The following is a 22,769-nucleotide window of genomic DNA, read 5'->3' on the forward strand; positions in this document are numbered from 1 at the left end:
ATTGAAGAATGAAGAAATTTCTATTTTTAATAAGCGTTATTTTACTTGCTTCAGCTTGTGACAATGAACCTGAAAAGCAACCAGAAATGCAGGTTGCTGAAAAGGTAGCTGATAGCATACTTGTTTATCAAGGGGATTTTATTTCTGTGGGAAAATCGGCAGTTTTAAAAGGTGATAAATTCATTTATCAGGTAAAAATGGATTCTGTTGCTTCACAGTTAACCGACAGTTTAAATGCTTTCAAAAAAGATGAAAATAGCATTGTTCCAATAAAAGTTAAAGGACAAGTAAAAGATAATGTAAAAGCAGAAGGCTATTCAAAATTAATTGAAATAACCGAAGTGCTAGAAATAATGGCGAAACCCATTACAGAAAACGAATAAATAATTTATCCGATTTTTTCGGAAAAATATAATAGACACATGCTTAAAATAAAGAATTTACAGGCCAACATAGAGGATAAAGAAATCCTTAAAGGAATTAATCTGGAAATTAACCCAGGAGAAGTACATGCTATCATGGGACCTAATGGTTCAGGGAAAAGTACACTTTCTTCTGTTATTGCTGGTAAGGAAGAGTATACAATGACAGGCGGAGAGATCTTGTTTGAAGGAGAAGATCTTTCAGAATTAGACCCTGAAGAAAGAGCTCATAAAGGAATTTTCTTGTCTTTTCAATATCCAGTTGAGATCCCAGGAGTTTCAGTAACAAATTTTATGAAAGCATCTATTAATGCTCATAGAAAAGCTCAAGGCTTAGCAGATATGCCAGCAAAGGATTTGTTGAAGATGATTCGTGATAAATCTGAATTATTAGAAATAGATCGTAAGTTCTTGTCTCGTTCTTTAAACCAAGGATTTTCTGGTGGTGAGAAAAAGAGAAATGAGATCTTTCAAATGGCAATGTTAAACCCAAAGTTGGCAATTTTAGATGAAACTGATTCTGGTTTAGATATCGATGCTCTTAAGGTTGTTGCCAATGGTGTAAATAAATTGAGAAGCGCAGATAATTCAGTTTTATTAATTACACACTACCAACGTTTATTAGATTATATAGTTCCAGATTTTGTTCATGTAATGGTAGATGGGAAAATCGTGAAATCTGGCACAAAAGAATTGGCTTACGAATTGGAAGAAAGAGGTTATGATTGGGTTAAACCAGAAAAAACGGTTTAAGACTATTTTTGAAGTTACCCGAGTATTAACCAAGATAAAGAAACGCACACAATGGAATTAAAAGATAAATTATTATCCTCTTTTATGGCTTTTGAAGAAGCCTTCGATGTGGATACAGATATACATCAATTAAGAAGTGATGCCATTAAGGAATTTGAAACTCTAGGTTTTCCATCTAAAAAAGATGAAGCCTGGAAATACACTTCTTTAAATTCGGTATTAAAACATGACTATAGCGTATTTCCAAATAAGGAAGATGCTATAGATTATAAGGATATCAAAAAATATCTAATTCACGATATAGATTCGTATAAATTAATCTTTATAGATGGAATTTACTCATCTCATTTATCGCAAACCACACACGATAAGATTGATGTTTGTTTAATGTCTTCTGCATTAAGCAAGTCTAAGTACAAGCCGATTATAGAGAATTATTTCAACAAGATAGTTCCAAAAAATAGTGGATTAAATGCCTTAAACACTGCATTTTCTAAAGAAGGAGCGTTTATTCATATTCACGATAATAAATCGGCAGATATGCCAATTCAAATTATCAATTTTTCTACAGGTAATGAATCGGCATTATTGGTGCAACCTAGAAATCTTATTGTAGTTGGGGAAAATTCTCAGGTTCAGATTATAGAAAGACATCAGAGCTTAACAGATCATCCTGTTTTCACTAATTCTGTAACAGAAGTTTTTGTTGAGAAAAGAGCTATTGTAGATTATTATAAGATCCAGAATGACAGACATTCTGCTTCTTTAATAGATAATACTTTTGTGGAGCAGAAAGAAGAAAGTTATTGTTTTATGCATACATTTTCTTTCGGTGGAAAATTAACCAGAAACAATCTAAACTTTTATCAAAAAGGAGAACGTTCTGAATCTACTTTAAAAGGAATTACTATAATTGAAGATAAGCAACATGTAGATCATAACACGCTTGTTCATCATACTTCTCCAAATTGCGAAAGCCACCAGGATTATAAAGGAATCTTCGCCGAGAATTCTACTGGTGTATTTAATGGAAGAGTTTTGGTAGATAAAGAAGCACAAAAGATCAATGCTTTCCAATCTAACAATAATATTCTTTTAGACGATAAGGCAACTATTAACTCTAAACCTCAGCTGGAAATTTTTGCAGATGACGTTAAATGTAGTCACGGTTGTACTATTGGACAATTAGATGAAGAGTCTTTATTTTATATGCGTTCAAGAGGAATTCCATTAAAAGAAGCCCGTGCATTATTAATGTATGCCTTTGCTAATAATGTGATGGAAAGTGTGAAGATCCCAGAGATCAAAAAGAGAATTACACATCAAATTGCGCTTAAATTAGGAGTGAATTTAGGTTTTGATCTTTAATTCTTAAAACTTCAAATTATTATTTCTGAAGATTTAAATTGAAAGCATATGAAAGTTGTTGCAAATAAATTGCCATTAGATATAGAGACCATCCGTTTGGATTTCCCGATCTTAAAGAGGGAAGTAAATGGCTATCCTTTAGTCTATCTGGACAATGCCGCGACCTCACAAACTCCACAACAAGTTATAGATGTAATTGTAGATTATTATTCCAATTACAACGCTAATATCCACAGAGGAGTTCATAGTCTTTCTCAGGAAGCTACAGATAAGTATGAAACTGCCAGAAAGAAAATTCAGCAGCATTTTAATGTAGCCAAATCTCACGAGATCATATTTACTTCTGGAACCACGCATGGTATTAATTTGGTTGCAAATGGCTTTGCTCAAGAACTAAAAAAAGGGGACGAAGTTATTGTGTCTGCATTAGAACATCATTCTAATATTGTGCCTTGGCAGATGCTATGTGAAAAAACTGGCGCTGTTTTAAAAGTGATCCCAATGAACCAGGAAGGAGAACTGGACATGGATGCTTTTCATAAATTGATTTCAACAAAAACAAGAATAGTTTTTGTAAACCATGTATCTAATGCGCTGGGAACCGTTAATCCTATTGAAGAAATAATTGAAGCTGCCCATAAAGTGGACGCTGCAATTCTTGTAGATGGAGCACAAGCTGCTCCACATATAAAAGCAGATCTTCAAGCTTTAGACGTAGATTTTTATGTGGTTTCTGCTCATAAAATGTGTGGTCCAACAGGAGTTGGAATGTTATACGGAAAAGAAAAATGGCTGAATAAATTACCTCCTTACCAAGGTGGTGGCGAAATGATTGCTACGGTGAGTTTCGAGAAAACCACCTACGCAGATCTTCCGCATAAATTTGAAGCCGGAACTCCAAATATTTGTGGAGGGATCGCTTTTGGTGCCGCATTGGATTATATGAATACCATAGGTTTTGAAAATATTGCGACTTACGAGGAGCAATTATTAGCATATGCAACAGAGAAGTTATTAGAAATAGAAGGAGCACGAATTTATGGAACTTCAAAACATAAAACCGCTGTGCTCTCCTTTAATATTGAAGGGCTTCATCCTTACGATATTGGTACTATAGTAGATAAATTAGGAATTGCTGTACGTACTGGACATCATTGCGCACAACCCATAATGGATTTCTATAAAATCCCTGGTACTGTTCGTGCTAGTTTTTCTTTTTACAATACTTTTGAAGAAGTAGATCTTTTTATAGCCGCTGTTAAAAAGGCCAAAATGATGCTTCAGTAGATAGAACTTTAAATAGATTTACTTCCATTTTTACACTCTTATTATAAATTGATATCTGCTAAAATTGTAACTTTTAATCTTTGGGTTAAAATAGTAGCTATAAGTTTTTGTATTTTACCTGCTTAATTTTTACGATTTTCAATTTAAAACCACTTCCAATGAAATTTATATTCGTACTCCTATTTCCAATTTTAATGGCTGAAACCTGTTCTCAAAATAATGAACAGAACAAAGACATCAGTTTCACATATGAAACGATGACCCGAGGCTCAAGAGCTAATTACACGTTGAATAAAGAAGAGATCAAAGCGGTAAAAAATTTGGGTACAGAAACCAAAGCTTCAGCAAAAATGACCGCAAAAGATTGGGATAATTTAATAGAGAAAATGAAAGAAATTGATGTTCCTAACATCAACCAATTAAAACCCCCAAGCGATAAAAGAACATTTGATGGTGCAGCCCACGCTATTCTAACAATAAAGATTGGAGATAAGGTTTACACATCAAATTCATTTGATCATGGCAATCCCCCTTCCCAGTTAAAATCATTGGTTAAAGCTATACTAAGATTGGGAGAAACAGTTGAATAGCAACTCATGTTATCGTACTTTTGCATAAAATTACTGGAATGACAATAAAGGAAATACAAGAAGAGATCGTAGATGAATTTTCTATGTTTGATGACTGGATGCAGAGATACGAGTACATGATCGAGCTAGGAAAGTCGTTGCCTTTAATAGATGAAAAATATAAAGTAGACGAGAATTTAATTAAAGGCTGCCAGAGTAAAGTTTGGGTACATGCCGATCTCGAAGGAGATAAGCTTGCTTTTACCGCAGATAGTGATGCAATTATAACAAAAGGAATTGTAGCTATCCTTGTTCGTGCATATTCTAATCAGCATCCTACAGATATTTTAGAAGCAGACAATAAATTTATAGATGAAATAGGGCTTAAAGAACATCTTTCTCCTACAAGAGCGAATGGTTTAGTAAGCATGATCAAGCAATTAAAAATGTATGCAATCGCATATCAAACGCAATTAGATTAAGATGGAAACAGAAATAAACACTCAGGAATTAGGAGAAAAAATAGTACGAGTTTTAAAATCTATTTACGACCCAGAGATCCCAGTAGATATTTATGAATTAGGGCTTATTTACGATGTAATGGTAAATACAGATTATGAAGTTAAGATCTTAATGACCCTTACAACACCTAATTGCCCAGTTGCAGAAAGTTTACCAAGAGAAGTTGAAGATAAAGTGAAAACCTTAGATTCTGTTAAAGATTGTGAGGTTGAGATCACCTTCGATCCACCATGGACACAGGAGCTAATGAGTGAAGAAGCTAAATTAGAACTAGGGATGCTTTAATATCTGCCACTAATTAATTTTTCAAAATAACTATGTCTACAGAAATTATAAATAGAGTTTCGAATAGCAAGCTAGTAACCTTCGATTTAGAAGATTTTTATCCGAAAGGAGAGCGTGCATTATTTGATATCAAAGATTGGTTATTAGAAGGTTTAGTTTTGCGAGAAACCGTTTTTAGAGAAAAAGCATTGGCACACGATTGGAGCCAATATCAAGATAAATATATTGCACTAACCTGTTCTACAGACGCTATAATTCCGGCTTGGGCATATATGCTGCTTTCTACACATTTGCAAGCCTATGCAAAAAAAGTAGTTACTGGAGATCTGGACACTTTAGAAACAATTCTTTATACAGAGATCATTAAAGATCTCGATGTCTCAGACCTTAAAGGAAAACCAATAATTGTAAAAGGTTGTTCTCATAAACCTGTACCACAAAACGCCTACTTATTATTGATAGAGAAATTGCAACCTGTTGCAAAAAGTATTTTATATGGGGAAGCATGTTCTTCCGTTCCGTTGTTTAAAAACAAAAACGTTTGATATTATGAAAAGATTATTACTTGCATTATTAGTGCTAATTACTTCCTCTACTGTTAAAGCACAAGACGACACAGCACCAGAAGTTCCACCTAATGGGTGGAATAAAACAGGAAATATTCAGCTTCTACTAAATCAATCTGCCTTCAATAAAGAATGGACTGGCGGAGGTACATCTAGTATTGCTGGAAATCTAACGTTGAATTATGATTTCAACTATAGAATGGATGGTTTCACTTGGGACAACAGAATCCTTGCAAATTACGGTCTTACCAAATTAAAGGATGATGAATTCGCAAGAAAGACCAGTGATAGAATTGAGTTTAATTCTATTGCAGGAAAACAGATCCAAGAAAGTAAATGGTATTATTCTTATTTCTTAAACTTCAGATCACAATTTACAAAAGGATATGACTTTAGTGAAGATGCAGAGACAGGAGAAACAATAAGAACGGAAACCACTCATTTTCTTTCTCCAGGATACTTGCAAACGGGGCCGGGACTTTTATGGAAATATAATGAGTATTTAAGTGTGAATATAGCTCCAGCAACTGCCAGACTTATATTTGTAGATGATGAATTTACCTCATTACCAGGCTATGTAGATGGAGATTATTTTGGTGTAGACCAAGGAAAATCTACTAGATTCGAATTTGGCGCAGCCATTGGTGTGCAAGCTAAAATGTTTTTATTTGAAAATGTAACTGCTGAACACAGTTTAAATTTATATTCTAATTACTTAGATAAACCAGGAAACGTAGATATAGATTATTTGTTGAATGTGAATATGAGCATTAACAAATATCTTTCGGCGAACGTGATCTTCCAAGCAATTTATGACGATAACACGGTTGGAGCTTTTCAAATTAGAGAAGTTTTTGGACTTGGGATCAACCATAAGTTTTAATACTAGAAATAAAAATATTATTAGATCCGGAGCAACTCTTGCTCCGGATCTTTTTTTTGATTAAAACTGATAGTTAAATTTTTGTTGAATAATGCTCTCTAAGATTTAGGTTACGATCTATTGTGTAACTTTGTGATTATGATAGAAAAGAATGATTTAACATACGAGAAAGCGGTGCTTATTGGAGTTGTTACCCAAAAGCAAAGTGAAGATAAATTAAATGAATATTTAGATGAACTTGAATTTCTAACATATACTGCCGGTGGTGAAGTTCTAAAGCGCTTTACCCAGAAAATGGAAAAGCCAAATCCAAAAACATTTATTGGTACTGGAAAGATAGAAGATGTTAGGCAATTTATTGAAGCTAATAATGTGGGAACTGCTATTTTTGACGATGAGCTTTCTCCTGCACAACAAAAGAATATAGAAAAGATCCTTAATTGTAAGATTCTTGACAGAACGAATCTCATATTGGACATCTTTGCACAAAGAGCTCAAACTAGTAATTCAAGAACTCAGGTAGAGCTAGCACAATATCAATATTTATTACCAAGACTTGCAGGTATGTGGACTCACTTAGAGCGTCAACGTGGTGGTATTGGTATGCGTGGGCCAGGGGAAACAGAGATCGAGACAGATAGACGTATCGTTCGTGATAAGATCTCCTTGCTTAAAAAGAAATTGGAGACTATAGATAAGCAAATGGGCGTGCAACGAGGCAACCGTGGATCTTTGGTTCGGGTAGCATTGGTTGGTTATACGAATGTTGGGAAATCTACTTTAATGAATGTTATAAGCAAAAGCGAGGTTTTTGCTGAAAATAAATTATTCGCGACTTTAGATACTACAGTTAGAAAAGTTGTTATCAGGAATTTGCCTTTTCTTTTAACAGATACAGTAGGTTTTATAAGAAAACTGCCAACTCAATTAGTAGAATCCTTTAAATCTACATTAGATGAAGTACGAGAAGCAGATCTTTTATTACATATTGTAGATATTTCACATCCAAATTTTGAAGATCACATAGAATCTGTAAATCAGACTTTGGCAGATATTAAGAGTAATAACAAACCAACTATTATGGTTTTCAACAAGATAGATGCTTTTGTTGAAGATAAAATAGAAGAAGATGATCTTATTACAGAGCATACTGAAGCCCATTACTCTTTAGAAGAATGGAAACGTACCTGGATGAATAGAATGGGTGATAACGTCTTATTCATTTCTGCATTGAATAATGACAACATGGAAGAATTCAGAAAGAAAGTTTACGAAACCGTAAGAGAGATCCATATTAAAAGATTTCCTTACAACAATCTCTTATACCCTGAATACGAAGCAATTACCGAGGAAATCACCGAGGATCAAGAGGAAGAATAAATTTTATTTACAACTTATATAAGAGACCTGTTACTAATATTGTAGCAGGTCTTTTAATTTCCAGTAATCCGAATATTATCTATATCATTGCGAATATTTGATCTTGCGAAGGAACACAAATTGCGAAGGTTAAATTAAACGCAAATTATAACGGTTACTAATATGACTTATGTCGGTTATCGAAGTACTTTTCTTACCGACTAAAACAAACCTGGTTGAGAGCCGAAAATCTTGGCTTTATTTTCTTTTTTTAAGACTCCCTTCTTTAGGAATTAGCAAATAGAATGAACTTGGTTTTTCGTAATCTGAAAACAGTAGTAATTCACCGTTTTCATCACGAATATCATAACCACCTTTTTTTGTTTCGTCCTTCCTATATTGCCCAAAATGCCTCTCGTCCATTTCTAATATTTCATCTACATAAAACTCATTATCAACATAGAATTCCGTTTCAAAATCTTCAGTTGTAGAAAAAGTTAGGAAATTTCTAAATACAAGTGGCGAATTTTCCTTTGTGTAATCAACTTTATAAACCTTTGTAGTCTTTTTCAAGTTGTCATTTCTAGTAACTTCTTCAAAGCGTGCTTTCGTGTCAATTTTGAAAAAGGGTATTGGTAAGATAAAAAATTGGGATCTGTTGTAATTTGAGGCTGGAGGTATAAAGGTGATTCTTTCAACTTTCACAGTAGAAGAAACTGAAGCGCCCCTACTAGCACTAACTGCGTAACCTGGTTTCAATAATGGACCATCATAAAGGTAACTTCCATAGCTACTTATTGATTTACTTTTTTCTTCGTCGTTCCAATATTTTAATTTGACAGAATTATCGATATAAGCTGATTTTTTCCAATCTATGTATAGTGGTTTATCCAATTTGTTGAAAATTGAGAAAGTCATAAGACCTTTAGCTTTCCAAAAGCTGTAAGTTATTTTTACGGAGTCGTTTTCCGAAATATAGAATCCTTTTTCGTCTGTTTTGATGGATGAATTCGTATTGAAAACTTGTACATAGGATTTACATCCAAAAAGAAGCAAACTTATAATTGTCAATCTCAAAAAATTTTTCATGTCATTTTATTTGTTTTGCATTGCTACCAAAAGTCTTGGTTAATGGAAATAGCGTGGAGTAGGGACACGTTCTGGTGAGTTTAGTTGGTTATAACTTGATTCTAAAATATTATTCATTTACCCTCTGTTAGGATAATTGAAAAGAGGAAAGTCAAAATGAAGTAGGGAGTAAGGTCCTTCGATTGCGAATCTAACAAATAATTAATAATAACCTATGTAAATACCATGGAATATATAAACTACTTAAGTATTTATATTAATCTTAAAGTACCTCAACTAATGAAATTTCAAATAGAAATATAAATACTCAGGTGCCATGTCAAGAATTTGAATTCAATAAGGGTTTAATTTCCAGTTATCCGAATATTATCTATATCGTAAGTGGTGGTTTTATCTGGTGCCGCACCAAGATATTTAAATGCAACATGAATGGTTCCTTCCAAGCAGGAAATATCTATCATAGATTTTTTGAAACTAGGCCCATATTGGTTACTTGGCCCTATGGGAATATTGGCATCCAGAAGTTGCCATTCTGTAGTACGAGGATTCCCAGTAAATGCTTTTGAAATTAGAACAGATAATAATACTCCATTATCATAAGAAGATTTAATATCTACACTTAAAATTTCATTTACTGAATTATTAAGATTGATCGCTGGAGTAATTAACCAAGCCTCCAAAGGGTTTTCTGAGGTGCCATATGCAGAAATTCTAATAAATCTGTCGCTATTTAAGATCCCATCTTCAAAACGCTCATTTCCTCCATAGATATTTACGTTTGTCCATCCTCGCCCATCTAAAATGTTTTCATTACTTATACCAACAAAATTCTCCTCAAACAAAACTTTATTCCCAACGGTTTCATTTTGACCACATTTTAAAAACTCAGGATCGCACCTTGATCCTTCATCAAATTGTAGATCTTCTGGTGAATTTAAAATTACTACAAAATGATCATCATAAAAATTACGGGTTAGAACTCCTTCCACACTTCCTGAAAATTGAGGTAGCAGTAGGGATTTAAAGTCTGAAAAGGTACTAGTGCTTAGAAAACTCGTGCTTCCTGTGCTACAGCTCTCTATTTGCCGTTCTCCGTCAAATCTATCGGTTACCTCCGCAGCAAAGGTAAATCGCTTCTCGTCTCTAATTAGGTTTTTGTTGAATTGAACATTTTCTAACCGGACAAAAAGATTGCGATAGGCTTCATTAAATTCTATAATATCCAAGGAAATAGGTTCTATTTCTGAAGTTATACTAGACCTGATGATATGTTCATCTAAAAGCGATAATGGAATTGCTACCACATTTTCTCTGTTTTGAATTCCTAACTGAAAGACCCCATTATTAAACCCTAAACTTAAGCCATCAAGCTTTACATAGATCTTCCTACCAAATTCGTAAGTTGAAAATAAGGAGGTATTATCTACTAAAATTTGAATTCCAGAAGTTGGATTAGAAGCTCGATCCTGTATTATTAATTTCTTATAAAAGTTTCCAGCCTCATCGCTAGAGATCACAAAACCTTCAATGAAAGCCTCTGTATTATTAAAAGTGTAAATATCTCCAGTGGTAGGATTATAATTGCCCTTTATGCCAGAAATACTTGTGAGATTTCCCTCAAAACCATCTTCAGTAATATTAGATTCAGGAACACTAAAATCATCGGTTTTTACACAAGAGTTCATAAATAGAACTACCACTAATCCTCCTAAAAAACTATACTTTTTAAATCTCTCCATCTTCGTTCATATTATTAATTTCAAAATCTTATGAATACATTCCCATAATAGGAAGCACCTGTACCATACCAATATTTGGAGCCAAAGACAGGCTGTTCTCGATCTCTATCTGCTTTCAAGGTTCTAAAATTTGCATTTCGAGATTGTTCGAAGCCTCCGGTTTTATACAATTCATCCAAAATATTATTGATGCTCATAAAAAATCCGATATAATAATCCTTTATTCTCCACGACTTTCCACCAACAGCATTTAATAAAAAATAATCTTTAAACTGTTCCTGTTTTAAGAGTTCTCGTGCCATATTCTCATCATAATCCAACAGCGGTAAGCCATCAGAATCTGTAGCGAAATTGTTGGTTCTATTAAGAGGACTAACATCTGAAAATGCGTGAGAAAAATAATTAAGCGTAGTGCCAAACCACCAATAATTTGGATCGCGATATTCAAAACCAATTTGAGCAGCACGTTGTGGACCACCCGCAATTCTGTAATTTTTTAATGCTGATTCTCCATAATTTTGAGCTTCTATAAAATCGTCTGAAGTAAGTTTTAAATTAGGATTATTGTTATATATAAATTGTCCAATCGCCATGGCAGTCTTCAATTTTAAAGTAGATGTAACTTGAGTCTCGGCTCCCAACTCAAAGCCTAAATGTTGCTTATCTATCCCTGTTAGTACCTCTTGCACAAATGCTGTTGTACTATTTCTTCCTAAACCAGAAAGCCCATCTGCGTAGTAGAATGATATCTCGGTAGCGTTATTGATCTGGGTATAATATCCAGTAAATCTCACTTTTAGTAAAGGGCTTCTAAAAATATAACTTACATCTCCAGAGTAAATATTTTCGCTTTTTATCCCTTCTACTACGTTGTTGTTTTGTCTGGAATTTGAAAAAGAGTTTTTAAGAGCAGGAGCTTTAGTTAAATATGCCGAATTAAATTCTATTAAATGTCTTCCAGTAACTTTCCATACAGTTCCAGCCTTTGCGCCATAATCTGTGAATTCAAGGGCTTTACTATTTCCCAAGGAATTCTCCGGAAAATTGCCGTTTTTATACAATCCTTCACGCTGGTAATTTGTCTGAGATAAATTGAGAGTAATGTAGGAATCTAACTTTTGAGATCTCATTAAGGTATTAATGAATGCTTCTGCAGAACTAGCCTTCCAATTAAAGTTATATTTAAATTTTTCTTTTAAAAAGGCAATTCTATTAGGGTTCAAAAGATCGCTTTGAGCTCTATCCCCTTCAGAAAAGAAATCTACATCCAGATAGCCCGTTCCTCCTAAAAGGTCTTTTACTTCTGAATAATTCTCACTGTTTAAATATGAAAATTTAAGCTTCGCATTTATTAATACTGAAGAGTTAATATTGGCTGTTAATATGGAATTTGCAATCCACAGCCTATCTTCCACTTTATCTTCAGCAATTACATAAATAGAATTTCCACCATTATTTAAAGAAATACTATTTGCTGCATAAAGATCGCGCCAATTGATTTGTCCGTTATCCTGAAAATCTTTTTGCGAACGATACGCTGCTTCAAAATTTTGATCATCAGAAAATCTTAAAAAATAGCTTGGTAATTTCTGATAATAGGAAGGATCTGGATTACTCCCACCACCAACAAAACTTTCTTGTCCATCTGTTTGAGTAACCAACCGAGTCCCACCGAAATCCAAATGGGTATTTCCTGTAGAACCGAATTGGTAAGCAATATTGTTATTGATTTTAATTTTATCTGAAAGCTTCCAAAAGTGATTCAGCATTAAAACAGGCTCTTTTACTTCTTTGATCCTGCTATTTCTTATTTCCCCGTCCTGAATTCCCCAGAAAGAATTATATTTTCTACCCTTAAGATCAAAAACCTCTTGGGTATTCGCAGAAGATTTCCCTCTAATATTCGGAGTATAAAATCCTGTAATATTTATGCTATGCTCTGAGTTTAACTTTTTTTCTGCGGAAATAAAAAAGGAGTTAGCATCGTATAAAGTCCCTTCAACATACGCCTCATTTGCAAATCTTCTAGCTAAACCTAAAGCATACCACCATCCTCCTGGTTTTTCCCCTGAGCTATAGGTTGCCATAATTCTTCCCGTATAACTCCTGTTAGCTGCAGCATAGGAGACTTTCGTGCTTCTAGGATATTGGGAAGCTCGCATAATAATATTAGTGTTTCCTGCCAGCGCACCAAATGTTGTTTCTCCAGGCACCAAGCCATTTGCAAAGATCTGATTTCTTTGAAGGTCATTTAATCCTCCCCAAGTGCTCCATTGTGGTCTTCCATCAAAAAACTTATTCATTTCTAAGCCATTTATAGAAACCGTTCCGTATTCACTACCCAGACCTCTGGGTTTGAAAAAAGTACTGCTGAAATCGAAAGCGGCGGCATTCAGGAAAACATCTCGAGATGCATGAAGTAGGCCAGCAATATTATCTGTCCCGCCTTGATATTCATTTAATTCAGATTCAGACAAACTGATAGTAGCCAATTGAATTTGCTCCTTCATAAGATCGGGTTGCAAAGGAATTTGACCTAACTGTTTGAGCTGACCAATAGTTAGATTTATTGGAATTCTCAATAGTACATATCCGGGTTTTGAAACTTCTATAATATAGGAAGCAGACTCTAAAGTTCCATCGGTAAAGGAAAAGCTACCATCGGTTTCTGAAATTTTAGTAAAAGCTGTGCCCTCCAATTTCAGGCGAGCCCCTGCAATAGGATCATTAGACAAGGCGTCCACTACGGAACCTGTAAGGGCGGTGTTTTGAGCAGAAATCTTGAGGATGCTAAAAAGCATCAGTAATAATAAAAGCTTTCTGCTTTTCATTATAAATCGCTCAATTTCAGCAATTAAGATACTCTTTTTATTATCTCGAACTTATAAAAAATGTAAATTCGCTAATAATTTAACTTTTTAAAATTCATGAGACAGACTCCCGATAATTGTATAAATTTGAGAAAGCTAGCAATTACCATAGTTACGGTGATATTAACTACAAACTATTCCTTGGGACAAGAAAGAAAAAATTATAATATACATACTATAGCGTTTTACAATGTCGAAAACCTATTCGATACAGAAGATGATCCGCTAACATTTGATGACGACAGAACTCCTCTGGGTAAAGATGTTTGGACCCTAGAAAAATATCATGATAAATTAAAGAATATTGCCAGGGTCATTTCTGAAATTGGTCTAGACAATTCTAAAACCGCCCCTGCGATCATAGGATTATGTGAAATTGAAAATCTTCAGGTTTTAGAAGACTTGGTGAGTCATCCCCTTCTAGAAGAATTTAATTATCAAATAATTCATTACGATTCTCCAGACCGTCGTGGCGTAGATGTAGCACTTCTATATCAAAGATCATTATTCACACCAGACAATTCTCAATCTAGAAGATTAATGCTTTATGAACTTGAAGATCCTACCAAAAGGGTCTTTACAAGAGATCAATTAGTTGTTTCTGGAACGTTAAATGGAGAAGCCATCAATATAATTGTAAATCATTGGCCATCCCGAAGCGGAGGTGAGGCAAAAACAAATTACAGAAGAGAAAAGGCGGCTTATTTAAATAAACAAATTATAGATTCCATTTACCAAAAAGATCCTTTCGCTAAAATTCTTAGTATGGGCGATTTTAATGACGACCCTACCAATAAGAGCTTTAAAAAGGTTTTAAAAACGAGCAATAATCGGGAAACCATCGTTGCTCAAGAAATGTTTAATCCTATGGAGAACCTAGCAAAGCAAGGAAAAGGTTCTTTAGCGTATAGAGATAGCTGGAATTTATTCGACCAGATACTGGTTTCTGAGTCTTTATTAGGCAGTCGTGGTGGGCTTCAATTTTATCAAGCAGGGATATTTAATTCGCATTATCTCATTACCCTTAACGGGCAATTTCGTGGATATCCTTTTAGGAGTTACGATTACAGTGGCTACACTGGTGGCTTTTCAGATCATTTTCCAGTTTATATATATTTAGTTAAACAAGAATAATCATAATTTTTTAACAATATTTATTAGAAATGTTAATTTTCTTAAGGTTTTTAACATACCTTGCTAAGGAATTTCCAGATAGAAGTTCCCAAATATTATGACCAAAAACAATTTACTCTTAATTTTTACTTTTGTTTTTATTTCTTTTACCAGCATTGCACAGGAAACAACTTCTGGGATCGAAGGAATGCGCAAAAATGCCATTTCCTTCAATATTTTAGGAACTACCCCGTTAATTGGAATAACTTACGATCGTGTTGTTTCAGAAAATATAAGTTTAGAACTAGGTGTTGGTATTCCAAGTGTAGGAGCAGGTTTTAAATACTATCCTTCTGGAATAAAAGTGTCCAAAATGTTATTTCATGTAGGACTTACTGGAACTATCATTTCTGCTAAAGCATTGGATATTTGGGGTACTAGTGAGGATGATGGACTTTTAGTAGCTTACCTTCCTATAGGAGTAAGTTATTTTGGTGAAAAAGGATTTAATTTGGGAGTAGACCTAGGACCCGCAATGGCAAAAACATTTGCTCCTTGGGGAAATGTTAAAGTTGGATACCGCTTTTAATATATTTCAATTAAAAAAGCTGCATTTGGCCATTTTTATATTGCTGATGCAGCTCACAATTTAGTTTTGGAGTAGATCTTCCAGATAAATACATCTTTCTGGCAATTTTAAATTGCTGAGAAACCTGTTCTGCTATGTTTCCAGAACCTTTCATTCTTCTGCCGAACTCACTATCGTTTAAATTTCCACCGTGACATTCGGCTATTTGATGCAGCACTTTTTCTGCTCTATCTGGCATTGCTTTCTGTATCCAGTCAGAAAATATGCCTCCAATGGCACCATTTAATCTCACCATGGTATAACCCACGCCCAAAGCGCCTTTTTCAGAAATAGCTTTTACCAAAGGAAGAATTTCATGACTATTTATTCCGGGTATAATCGGAGCCATCATCACACTAACCGGAACCCCAGCTTCGCTTAATTTCTTCAGAGTTTCTAGTCGCTTTTTAATAGTTGCAGTTCTAGGTTCTAGTAATCGTCTTGTGTCTTCATTTAGGGAAGTGATAGAAAGATGAACCTGCACCAAATTATCTTTCGCTAATTCCCTCAAGATATCAAGATCTCGAAGCAACAAGGAATTTTTAGTGATAATGCCTACAGGATGTTTATATTTAAAAAAGGTTTTTAAAAGCTGCCTTGTAATCTCAAGCTTCTTTTCTACCGGCTGATAACAGTCTGTATTTCCGGAAAGCACAATTGGTACAGCTTTCCATCTGGAACTCTGTAACTTTTTTTCTAACAAGGCTACCGAATTCCTTTTAACCAGAATTTTCTGTTCAAAATCGATCCCTGCACTGTATCCCCAATATTCATGGGAATTACGCGCGTAACAATATATGCAACCATGTTCACAACCTTGATAAGGATTCAGAGAATATTCCATTCCAATATCTGGGCTAATCACTTTATTAATAATAGTCTTAGGAAAAGTGTCTATAATGCTGGTCTTAGAATTGGCAACCTCATCTCCTTCCATTTCGCAGTAGTTTAGGAAGTCATCTCTAAATTCATGACTAAGCGCACTAAACTTATTGGCTACATTAATCTGGGCGCCTCTGCCCTTAGTGAAAATCTCTTCTTTTTCCATAAACAAAAATATGGAATAATTCCTATTTAAAGGAAATATTCCATATTTTTATAATGATTTCAATTAAAATTGAAAAAAGTACTAATAACTATTCTCCTGGGAAATTTGCTTTTCGTTTGTTTAAAAATGCGGAGGTACCTTCTTTAAAATCTTCAGTCCCAAAGCACCATCCAAATTCATTTATTTCTGTTTCAAAACCATTTACACCAGTTTCAAAATTTGCGTTTACCGCTTTTATAGCAGAGCTTATTGCAACTAAGGAATTCCGCATGATCTTTCCAGCTAGGTTTTCAGCAAAGTCCAGTAGCTCTTCCTGAGAAACTACATGGTTCACCAAATTATACTGTAGAGCTTGGTTAGCGTCTATCATTCCAGCGGTCATGATCATTTCCATAGCTCTTCCTTTCCCAACTAATTGTGGCAGTCTTTGAGTTCCACCATAACCTGGAATAACTCCTAAGGAAACTTCAGGAAGTCCCATTTTTGCATTATCGCTAGCAACTCTAAAATGTGCTGCCATAGCAAGTTCAAGTCCGCCGCCAAGTGCAAATCCGTTTACAGCGGCAATTACTGGCTTAGGGAAATTGGCCACAAAGTCGAATAAATTTGCCTGACCTTTAGCAGAAAGTGCTTTTCCTTCTTCTGGAGAGAAATCTGAAAACTCACTAATATCTGCACCCGCAACGAATGCTTTTTCACCACTACCCGTTAAAATGACCACTTTTACATCTTGATTTACTTTTGCCTCTGTAAAAGCTACATGCAATTCCTCTATAGTAGCTTTGTTCAAAGCATTTAATTTAGACGGTCTGTCTATTGTAATTTGAAGGATACCTTCATTATTTTCAACTAAAATATTTTCAAAATTCATAATATATGTATTTTTAGATTTTTATTATTTCTTACTTACAGCCTAAATTTTAAATTTCACATCTCGAGCTGTTAATATAATTTTAGGCCCGGAAACAAGTTCAGGGGGACTGTATTATTTTCTAGAATGGTGATCATGCTTAACTCGTTTCAGCATCACATTAAATACACTAATATTTATGCCGTTTTTCATGTCTTTTGCTTCGGAAACTTTACGGTAAAGATAGTCCCTTTATCCTTTTCAGAAATAAAGGTGATCTCACCATCATAGGTTTCTACTATATTTTTTACCATCGCCAATCCAAGACCCATGCCGCTAGATTTTGTGGTAAATTTAGGTTCAAAGACCTTTTCTTTATCCTCTTTTGAAATCCCAATTCCATTATCCGAAACGCGAATAATAACCATAGTTTCATCTTCAGAAACCTCGACCAATATCTTAGGGTTCTCTACTTCCTGTAAGGCTTGTGTAGCATTCTTTACCAAATTAGTAACCACTCTAATAAGCTGAGTTCTATCAAATTTTGCTAAAATTTCTTCTTTTTCTGAATGAAAAACCATGTAATTTTCATTGAAAATATCCAACGCCAACTTAACGATCTTTGGCACATTCAAGATCTCATTTTGTTGTGCCGGCATCTTAGCAAAATTTGAAAAAGCAGATGCTATCGCACTCATCGTATCTATTTGATGAATAAGGGTATTGGTGTATTCATCTACTTTTTGATGCACCGTTGGATCCTCAGGATCAAATTTTCTTTGAAAACTTTGTACTGTTAAACGCATCGGGGTCAACGGATTCTTTATTTCATGTGCCACTTGTTTTGCCATTTCCCGCCAAGCTTGTTCTCGCTCTCCTGTAGCGAGCTTAACTGCGCTTTCTTCCAACTCGTCTATCATGCTATTATATGCAGATACCAGCGCGTAGATCTCTTCTGAAGCGTTATCTATTTGGATCTTTTGAAGGCGTTTATCTAAACGAGTTTCAATGATCTTTTGAGAAACGATCTTAAGAGATTTGGTGATGTATTTAGAAAGAAAATACGAAATTAATATCGCTATTAAAAACATAAATAGATAGACCTCACCTAATTTTACCAAAAAATTATTAAGATCTTTCTGAAGCAGATCATCATCCTGTAAATATGGCAAGTAGAGGATCGCGAGCGGCTTAAATTTAACGTCGGTTATATAAGTATAAGAAGATTGAAATTTCTGGTCATTTACCTGAGATCTCTTTAAATATCGTTTTTTTTGGGAATTTTCTAGTTCTTTTACAATATGCTTTGGGATCTGAACATTGGTAGTGTCCCTAAAGAATGATTCGTTAGATTTTATAAGCAGTTTCCCATTAAGATCGTACACATTAAGCTGCATATCGTGCACTTGGGAGATCTCATAAATTTTATCGTTTTCCTGAAGGATCGCAGGCATATTCTCTGTATTCACCAAGTACGTTGTTCCTTCTAAAACAAACTTTATATTCTCTCTAATTGCTTGCTCCTTTCGTTCCAGACGTTCGCGGTGATAATCTTCAGATTCCTGTTTATATTGAAAAACTGTAACGCCAGCGATAAGTATAGAAGCTACGAGAACCAGCAACATCATGGAAATGAAGATTCGGTTTCTTAAAGATAGTTTTAAAAGCCTCATATAGTATTTCGAGTAATTATTCTGAAATAATCAATTATCACACCATGTTAGGCGTTTGGGTTTTTGGAACGTATGCGTTTATAGATTTTAATACCCAGCATCAACATGCCTGCTAACAAAAATATTCCAAGCACCCCATAGATCCAGTTAATAGCGTCCCGAACTATCACTAAAAATATTACTGAAAACAATATCAATGTAGTCCCCTCATTCCATAGACGCATTTGATTGGAAGTCCATTTTATAACATCATTTTGCATCTCTTTAAAGATCAAATGACATTTAAAATGATATGCATATAACAATACTACAAATCCCAGTTTTACTTGCATCCAATCTTGCTCTACCCACACAGGCATTAAATAGAGCATCCAAAAAGCAAAGATACTTGCTAATATTGCTGAAGGCCAAGTAATAATATACCAAAGCCGTTTGGTCATTAATTTTAGCTGGGTTGTCAAGATAGAACGTTCTGGTTCTTGTTTTGCTGCAGCCTCAATATGGTAAACAAAAAGTCTCGGAATGTAGAACAAGCCCGCGAACCAGGTGATTATAAATATTAAATGAAGAGATTTAATGTAATTGTAATATTCCATTGATTCTATTGAGCGTCCAAAAATAAATAATTAAGATTCTTCGCATTGAATTGTCTATTGAAATCTTCAATTTCTTTATCTATTAAAGAATTGAAAGCATTTAACTCCTTCTTTATTTCTGAAGTTAATTCGTCTTTAACTGCGATATCTTGATCTGTTGGAGGGAAGTCATCCATTCCAACCAAAGAATTTAAATGCGCTAGTTTATTGGTTAATTTAATGGGAAAATTCAAAGGGTCCTGGCCACTTTTATTTTGTGTTTGGTATAAGGCTTTTTCGATCTCGCCAAAACGCTCTTCCATTTCTTTAGCTTTTTCAACTAGATCTTTCACCTCAGCTTTTGTCCTATATTGAGTTTGGAAAGACTTTAATTGCGCGTTGATCTTTCTTATCTTCTTTATAGACTTATGCGCTGCATCTACGGTAGAATTTACATCGGTAATAAAATCGTATTGGGCTTTAAGGCCAGCAGCATCGGTTTCAGCATTTGGGTTTGCAAGGACTGTAAAACTCTTGCGTTGTTTCTCTCCGTTCACATTTAATTCCACTGTATATTCTCCGGGAAGAATCCTTGGGCCTTCAAGATCTGCCCACCAAAGGATCATACCATCAAGTTTTTCTGCTCCTTTTTGATACATGTCCCAAACAAACATATTTGCACCTTCTTCTACTTTCAGTTTATCTTCTTTAGATTGGTTCCCGTAGGATTTTAAAGTGTCATTAGTCTGATTGAAATAGGTAAGGTGAATGCTGTCTTTCTTTTCATCCAGATCTTTAATATTGAAATAAGTGACTACACCATTTGGATGATTTGTTCCATCGGTCTTAGAATTACTTCTGCTTCCTCCACCAATTCTATAGGTTGGCTTGGGCTGAAATAAAAACTGCTTCGTTTTATTAGTTGAAGCATCTTTATTTTGATGCAATACATTTAGATCGTCCAAGATCCAGATACTTCTTCCCTGCGTGGCAACTATTAGATTATTTTCTTTTATTTCTAGATCTGTAATAGGAACAATTGGTAGATTTAACTGAAATTGATTCCAATTCGCTCCCTGATCGAAAGAGACATATATTCCCTCTTCGGTTCCTGCGTATAATAGATTCCTATTGGTTGGATCTTCCCTGATCACTCGTGTAAAATGTTCGGCATTTATACCTTTAGTGATCTTAGTCCAGTTTTTACCAAAATCTGTGGTTTTGTATAGATATGGCGCAAAATCTCCAGATTTATAACTAGTTGCGGCTATATAAGCTGTCCCAGCATCATGATCACTTGTTTCCAAGGAATTTATTTGCGTCCATTTTGGAAGGTCTTTTGGAGTTACATTTTCCCAATACTTCCCGCCATCTTTAGTGACATGTACTAATCCATCATCACTTCCAACCCAGATCAAGCCTTCTTGTAAAGAAGATTCTTCAGCAGCGAAAATAGTAGCATAGTATTCTACTCCCGTATTATCTTGCGTAATTGGCCCTCCACTGGATCCTAATTTAGATGGATCGTTTCTAGTTAGGTCTTCACTTATAGTTTCCCAAGACTGGCCTTCGTTGGTTGTTACATGAACATGATTAGAGAAAGTATATAATTTATTAGGATCGTGCTTGGAAAAGATAATAGGAAAGTTCCATTGAAATCTATATTTCATATCCTCGGCCCCATGTCCCATTGGATTATCTGGCCAAACATTAATGGCGCGTTGGGTATTCTTTTCGTGATTTACACGAGTTAAAAAACCACCGTAACTTCCTCCATATACAATATCATCATTCTCTGGATCTACCGCGATATGCGCCGATTCTCCACCTGCTGTAGATTCCCAATTTTCTTCAGTAATAGAATAATCTGTGCTTCTGTGATCTATTCTTATAGTGGAATTATCTTGCTGTGCTGCATAGATCCTATACGGAAAATGATTATCTGTAGTAAGTCTATAAAATTGTCCTGTTGGCTGATTATGATAGGTACTCCAAGTCTCCCCACCATCGTAAGTTACCTGTGCACCACCATCGTCTCCCATAATAATTCTCTCTGGGTTTTCTGGCGCTATCCACATATCATGATGATCTCCATGTGGCGCTCTTGCTGAAGTGAAATTCTCTCCTCCATCTTTAGATTTATGATAAGACACATTTACCACATATACCACATCTTCATCTTTTGGATCGGCATAAATTCTTGTATAGTACCAAGCACGTTGTCTTAATTCCCGATCACTATTTATATTCTTCCAGGTTTCGCCAGCATCTTCGCTTCTATAAACTCCACCTTTATCTTTATTCTCAACAATAGCCCAAACTCTATTCGAATTCACAGGAGATACTGTTATTCCCATAATTCCAAGCGTGTCCTTTGGAAAACCTTTATTTTTTGAGATCTCTTTCCAGGTCTCTCCACTATCGGTGCTTTTCCAAAGCGCAGAACCTTCGCCACCACTACTTAAACTATAAGGTGTGCGTTGTACTCTCCAAGTAGAAGCATATAATATTCTCGGGTTATTAGGATCCATAATAAGATCTACCGCTCCAGCTTGATCATTTACGAAAAGTGACTTTTTCCAAGTGATCCCACCATCTAAACTTTTATAAATTCCGCGTTCTTGAGTTGGCTTATAAATATTCCCCAAGACTGCAGCATACACGATCTCTGGATTTGTAGGATGAATAGCTATTCTGGGTATATGTCTACTTTTTTCTAAGCCCATAGAATTCCAGGTTTTTCCAGCATCTACAGATTTCCAAACTCCAGAACCTGAAGAAACATTTCCTCTTAAGGTCTTTTCACCGCCTCCAGCAAAGATTATGTTATGATCACTATTTGCAACACTTATTGCCCCAATACTGCCTCCAAAGAAACCATCGGAGATATTTTCCCAAGTTCTTGCTCCATCTGTAGAACGCCAAATACCACCTCCTGTAGATCCAAAATAGAATAAATTAGGCTTTCCTGGAACTCCAGTAACTGCTGCAGATCTTCCACCTCTAAAAGGACCTATCAATCTATATTTTAAAGCCGCATATGCTTCCTGATCTACTTCAGAAGAAGAAGATTTTTTGCTTCGCTGTGCGTTTGTTTCCGTATAAATTCCGAAGAAAAAAAAGAGAATAAAAAGTTTTAGTAGAGTTGCCTTCATATAAAAAGTGATTGA

Annotated in this window: 20 protein-coding genes; 12 read left to right on the top strand and 8 right to left on the bottom strand. The window is 34.9% G+C overall.

The features are described 5' to 3' along the window. Positions 1-8: 8 nt before the first annotated feature. The 10 genes from BC962_RS01035 to hflX all read left to right on the top strand — a co-directional run bounded on the left by BC962_RS01035 (position 9) and on the right by hflX (position 8,035). Positions 9-383, top strand: coding sequence for a hypothetical protein (locus tag BC962_RS01035; RefSeq protein WP_121344080.1), 375 nt, complete (start codon positions 9-11; stop codon positions 381-383). Positions 384-422: 39 nt separating this feature from the next. Continuing rightward, positions 423-1,175, top strand: a complete 753-nt coding sequence (sufC, locus tag BC962_RS01040; protein ID WP_121344081.1) for a Fe-S cluster assembly ATPase SufC — start codon at positions 423-425, stop codon at positions 1,173-1,175. 51 nt (positions 1,176-1,226) lie between these two features. Next, a complete protein-coding gene (gene sufD, locus BC962_RS01045; RefSeq protein ID WP_121344082.1) occupies positions 1,227-2,543 on the top strand; it encodes a Fe-S cluster assembly protein SufD in 1,317 nt (438 codons plus the stop codon). 48 nt (positions 2,544-2,591) lie between these two features. After that, complete coding sequence (locus tag BC962_RS01050; RefSeq protein ID WP_121344083.1) at positions 2,592-3,830, top strand: aminotransferase class V-fold PLP-dependent enzyme; 1,239 nt, start codon at positions 2,592-2,594, stop codon at positions 3,828-3,830. Between the two features lie 158 nt (positions 3,831-3,988). Then, positions 3,989-4,420 (top strand): hypothetical protein, encoded by a 432-nt coding sequence (locus BC962_RS01055; protein ID WP_147405600.1) that lies wholly within the window; start codon positions 3,989-3,991, stop codon positions 4,418-4,420. Between the two features lie 38 nt (positions 4,421-4,458). Then, entirely contained in the window at positions 4,459-4,881 is a 423-nt protein-coding gene (locus BC962_RS01060; RefSeq protein WP_121344085.1) for a SufE family protein, read from the top strand. Between the two features lies 1 nt (position 4,882). Further along, positions 4,883-5,206: an SUF system Fe-S cluster assembly protein gene (locus BC962_RS01065; protein ID WP_121344086.1), complete on the top strand. Its 324-nt coding sequence runs from the start codon at positions 4,883-4,885 to the stop codon at positions 5,204-5,206. A gap of 32 nt (positions 5,207-5,238) precedes the next feature. Beyond that, the gene (locus BC962_RS01070) at positions 5,239-5,751 is read left to right on the top strand and encodes a DUF2480 family protein (protein WP_121344087.1); all 513 of its coding nucleotides are present in this window, start codon (positions 5,239-5,241) and stop codon (positions 5,749-5,751) included. Between the two features lie 4 nt (positions 5,752-5,755). Next, positions 5,756-6,655: a DUF3078 domain-containing protein gene (locus BC962_RS01075; protein WP_121344088.1), complete on the top strand. Its 900-nt coding sequence runs from the start codon at positions 5,756-5,758 to the stop codon at positions 6,653-6,655. 138 nt (positions 6,656-6,793) lie between these two features. Further along, positions 6,794-8,035, top strand: a complete 1,242-nt coding sequence (hflX, locus tag BC962_RS01080) for a GTPase HflX (protein WP_121344089.1) — start codon at positions 6,794-6,796, stop codon at positions 8,033-8,035. Between the two features lie 237 nt (positions 8,036-8,272). On the opposite strand, the gene BC962_RS01085 is transcribed toward hflX, so the two are convergent. The 3 genes from BC962_RS01085 to BC962_RS01095 form a co-directional block, all read right to left on the bottom strand. After that, positions 8,273-9,103, bottom strand: coding sequence for a hypothetical protein (locus tag BC962_RS01085; protein ID WP_121344090.1), 831 nt, complete (start codon positions 9,101-9,103; stop codon positions 8,273-8,275). Between the two features lie 344 nt (positions 9,104-9,447). Next, positions 9,448-10,842: a DUF5689 domain-containing protein gene (locus tag BC962_RS01090; protein ID WP_121344091.1), complete on the bottom strand. Its 1,395-nt coding sequence runs from the start codon at positions 10,840-10,842 to the stop codon at positions 9,448-9,450. 20 nt (positions 10,843-10,862) lie between these two features. Continuing rightward, positions 10,863-13,673: a carboxypeptidase-like regulatory domain-containing protein gene (locus BC962_RS01095; protein ID WP_121344092.1), complete on the bottom strand. Its 2,811-nt coding sequence runs from the start codon at positions 13,671-13,673 to the stop codon at positions 10,863-10,865. 126 nt (positions 13,674-13,799) lie between these two features. Between BC962_RS01095 and BC962_RS01100 the strand changes: the two genes are divergently transcribed. Both BC962_RS01100 and BC962_RS01105 read left to right on the top strand, forming a co-directional pair. Then, a complete protein-coding gene (locus BC962_RS01100) occupies positions 13,800-14,846 on the top strand; it encodes an endonuclease/exonuclease/phosphatase family protein (RefSeq protein WP_245983952.1) in 1,047 nt (348 codons plus the stop codon). 97 nt (positions 14,847-14,943) lie between these two features. Then, a complete protein-coding gene (locus BC962_RS01105; RefSeq protein ID WP_121344093.1) occupies positions 14,944-15,414 on the top strand; it encodes a hypothetical protein in 471 nt (156 codons plus the stop codon). Positions 15,415-15,424: 10 nt separating this feature from the next. Here BC962_RS01105 and BC962_RS01110 read toward each other — a convergent pair whose 3' ends face one another. From BC962_RS01110 to BC962_RS01130, 5 genes are all read right to left on the bottom strand, one after another. Further along, positions 15,425-16,501, bottom strand: coding sequence for a PA0069 family radical SAM protein (locus BC962_RS01110; RefSeq protein ID WP_121344094.1), 1,077 nt, complete (start codon positions 16,499-16,501; stop codon positions 15,425-15,427). An 88-nt stretch (positions 16,502-16,589) separates the two neighbouring features. Further along, positions 16,590-17,372 (bottom strand): enoyl-CoA hydratase/isomerase family protein, encoded by a 783-nt coding sequence (locus tag BC962_RS01115; RefSeq protein ID WP_121344095.1) that lies wholly within the window; start codon positions 17,370-17,372, stop codon positions 16,590-16,592. 188 nt (positions 17,373-17,560) lie between these two features. Beyond that, entirely contained in the window at positions 17,561-19,024 is a 1,464-nt protein-coding gene (locus tag BC962_RS01120) for a sensor histidine kinase (protein ID WP_121344096.1), read from the bottom strand. Positions 19,025-19,071: 47 nt separating this feature from the next. Beyond that, entirely contained in the window at positions 19,072-19,620 is a 549-nt protein-coding gene (locus BC962_RS01125; protein ID WP_121344097.1) for a CopD family protein, read from the bottom strand. A gap of 5 nt (positions 19,621-19,625) precedes the next feature. Then, on the bottom strand, positions 19,626-22,754 hold the full coding sequence (locus BC962_RS01130; RefSeq protein WP_121344098.1) for a VPS10 domain-containing protein: 3,129 nt from the start codon (positions 22,752-22,754) through the stop codon (positions 19,626-19,628). Between the last annotated feature and the right edge of the window lie 15 nt (positions 22,755-22,769).

This window comes from Gillisia mitskevichiae, from assembly GCF_003634585.1.
GTDB lineage: Bacteria > Bacteroidota > Bacteroidia > Flavobacteriales > Flavobacteriaceae > Gillisia > Gillisia mitskevichiae.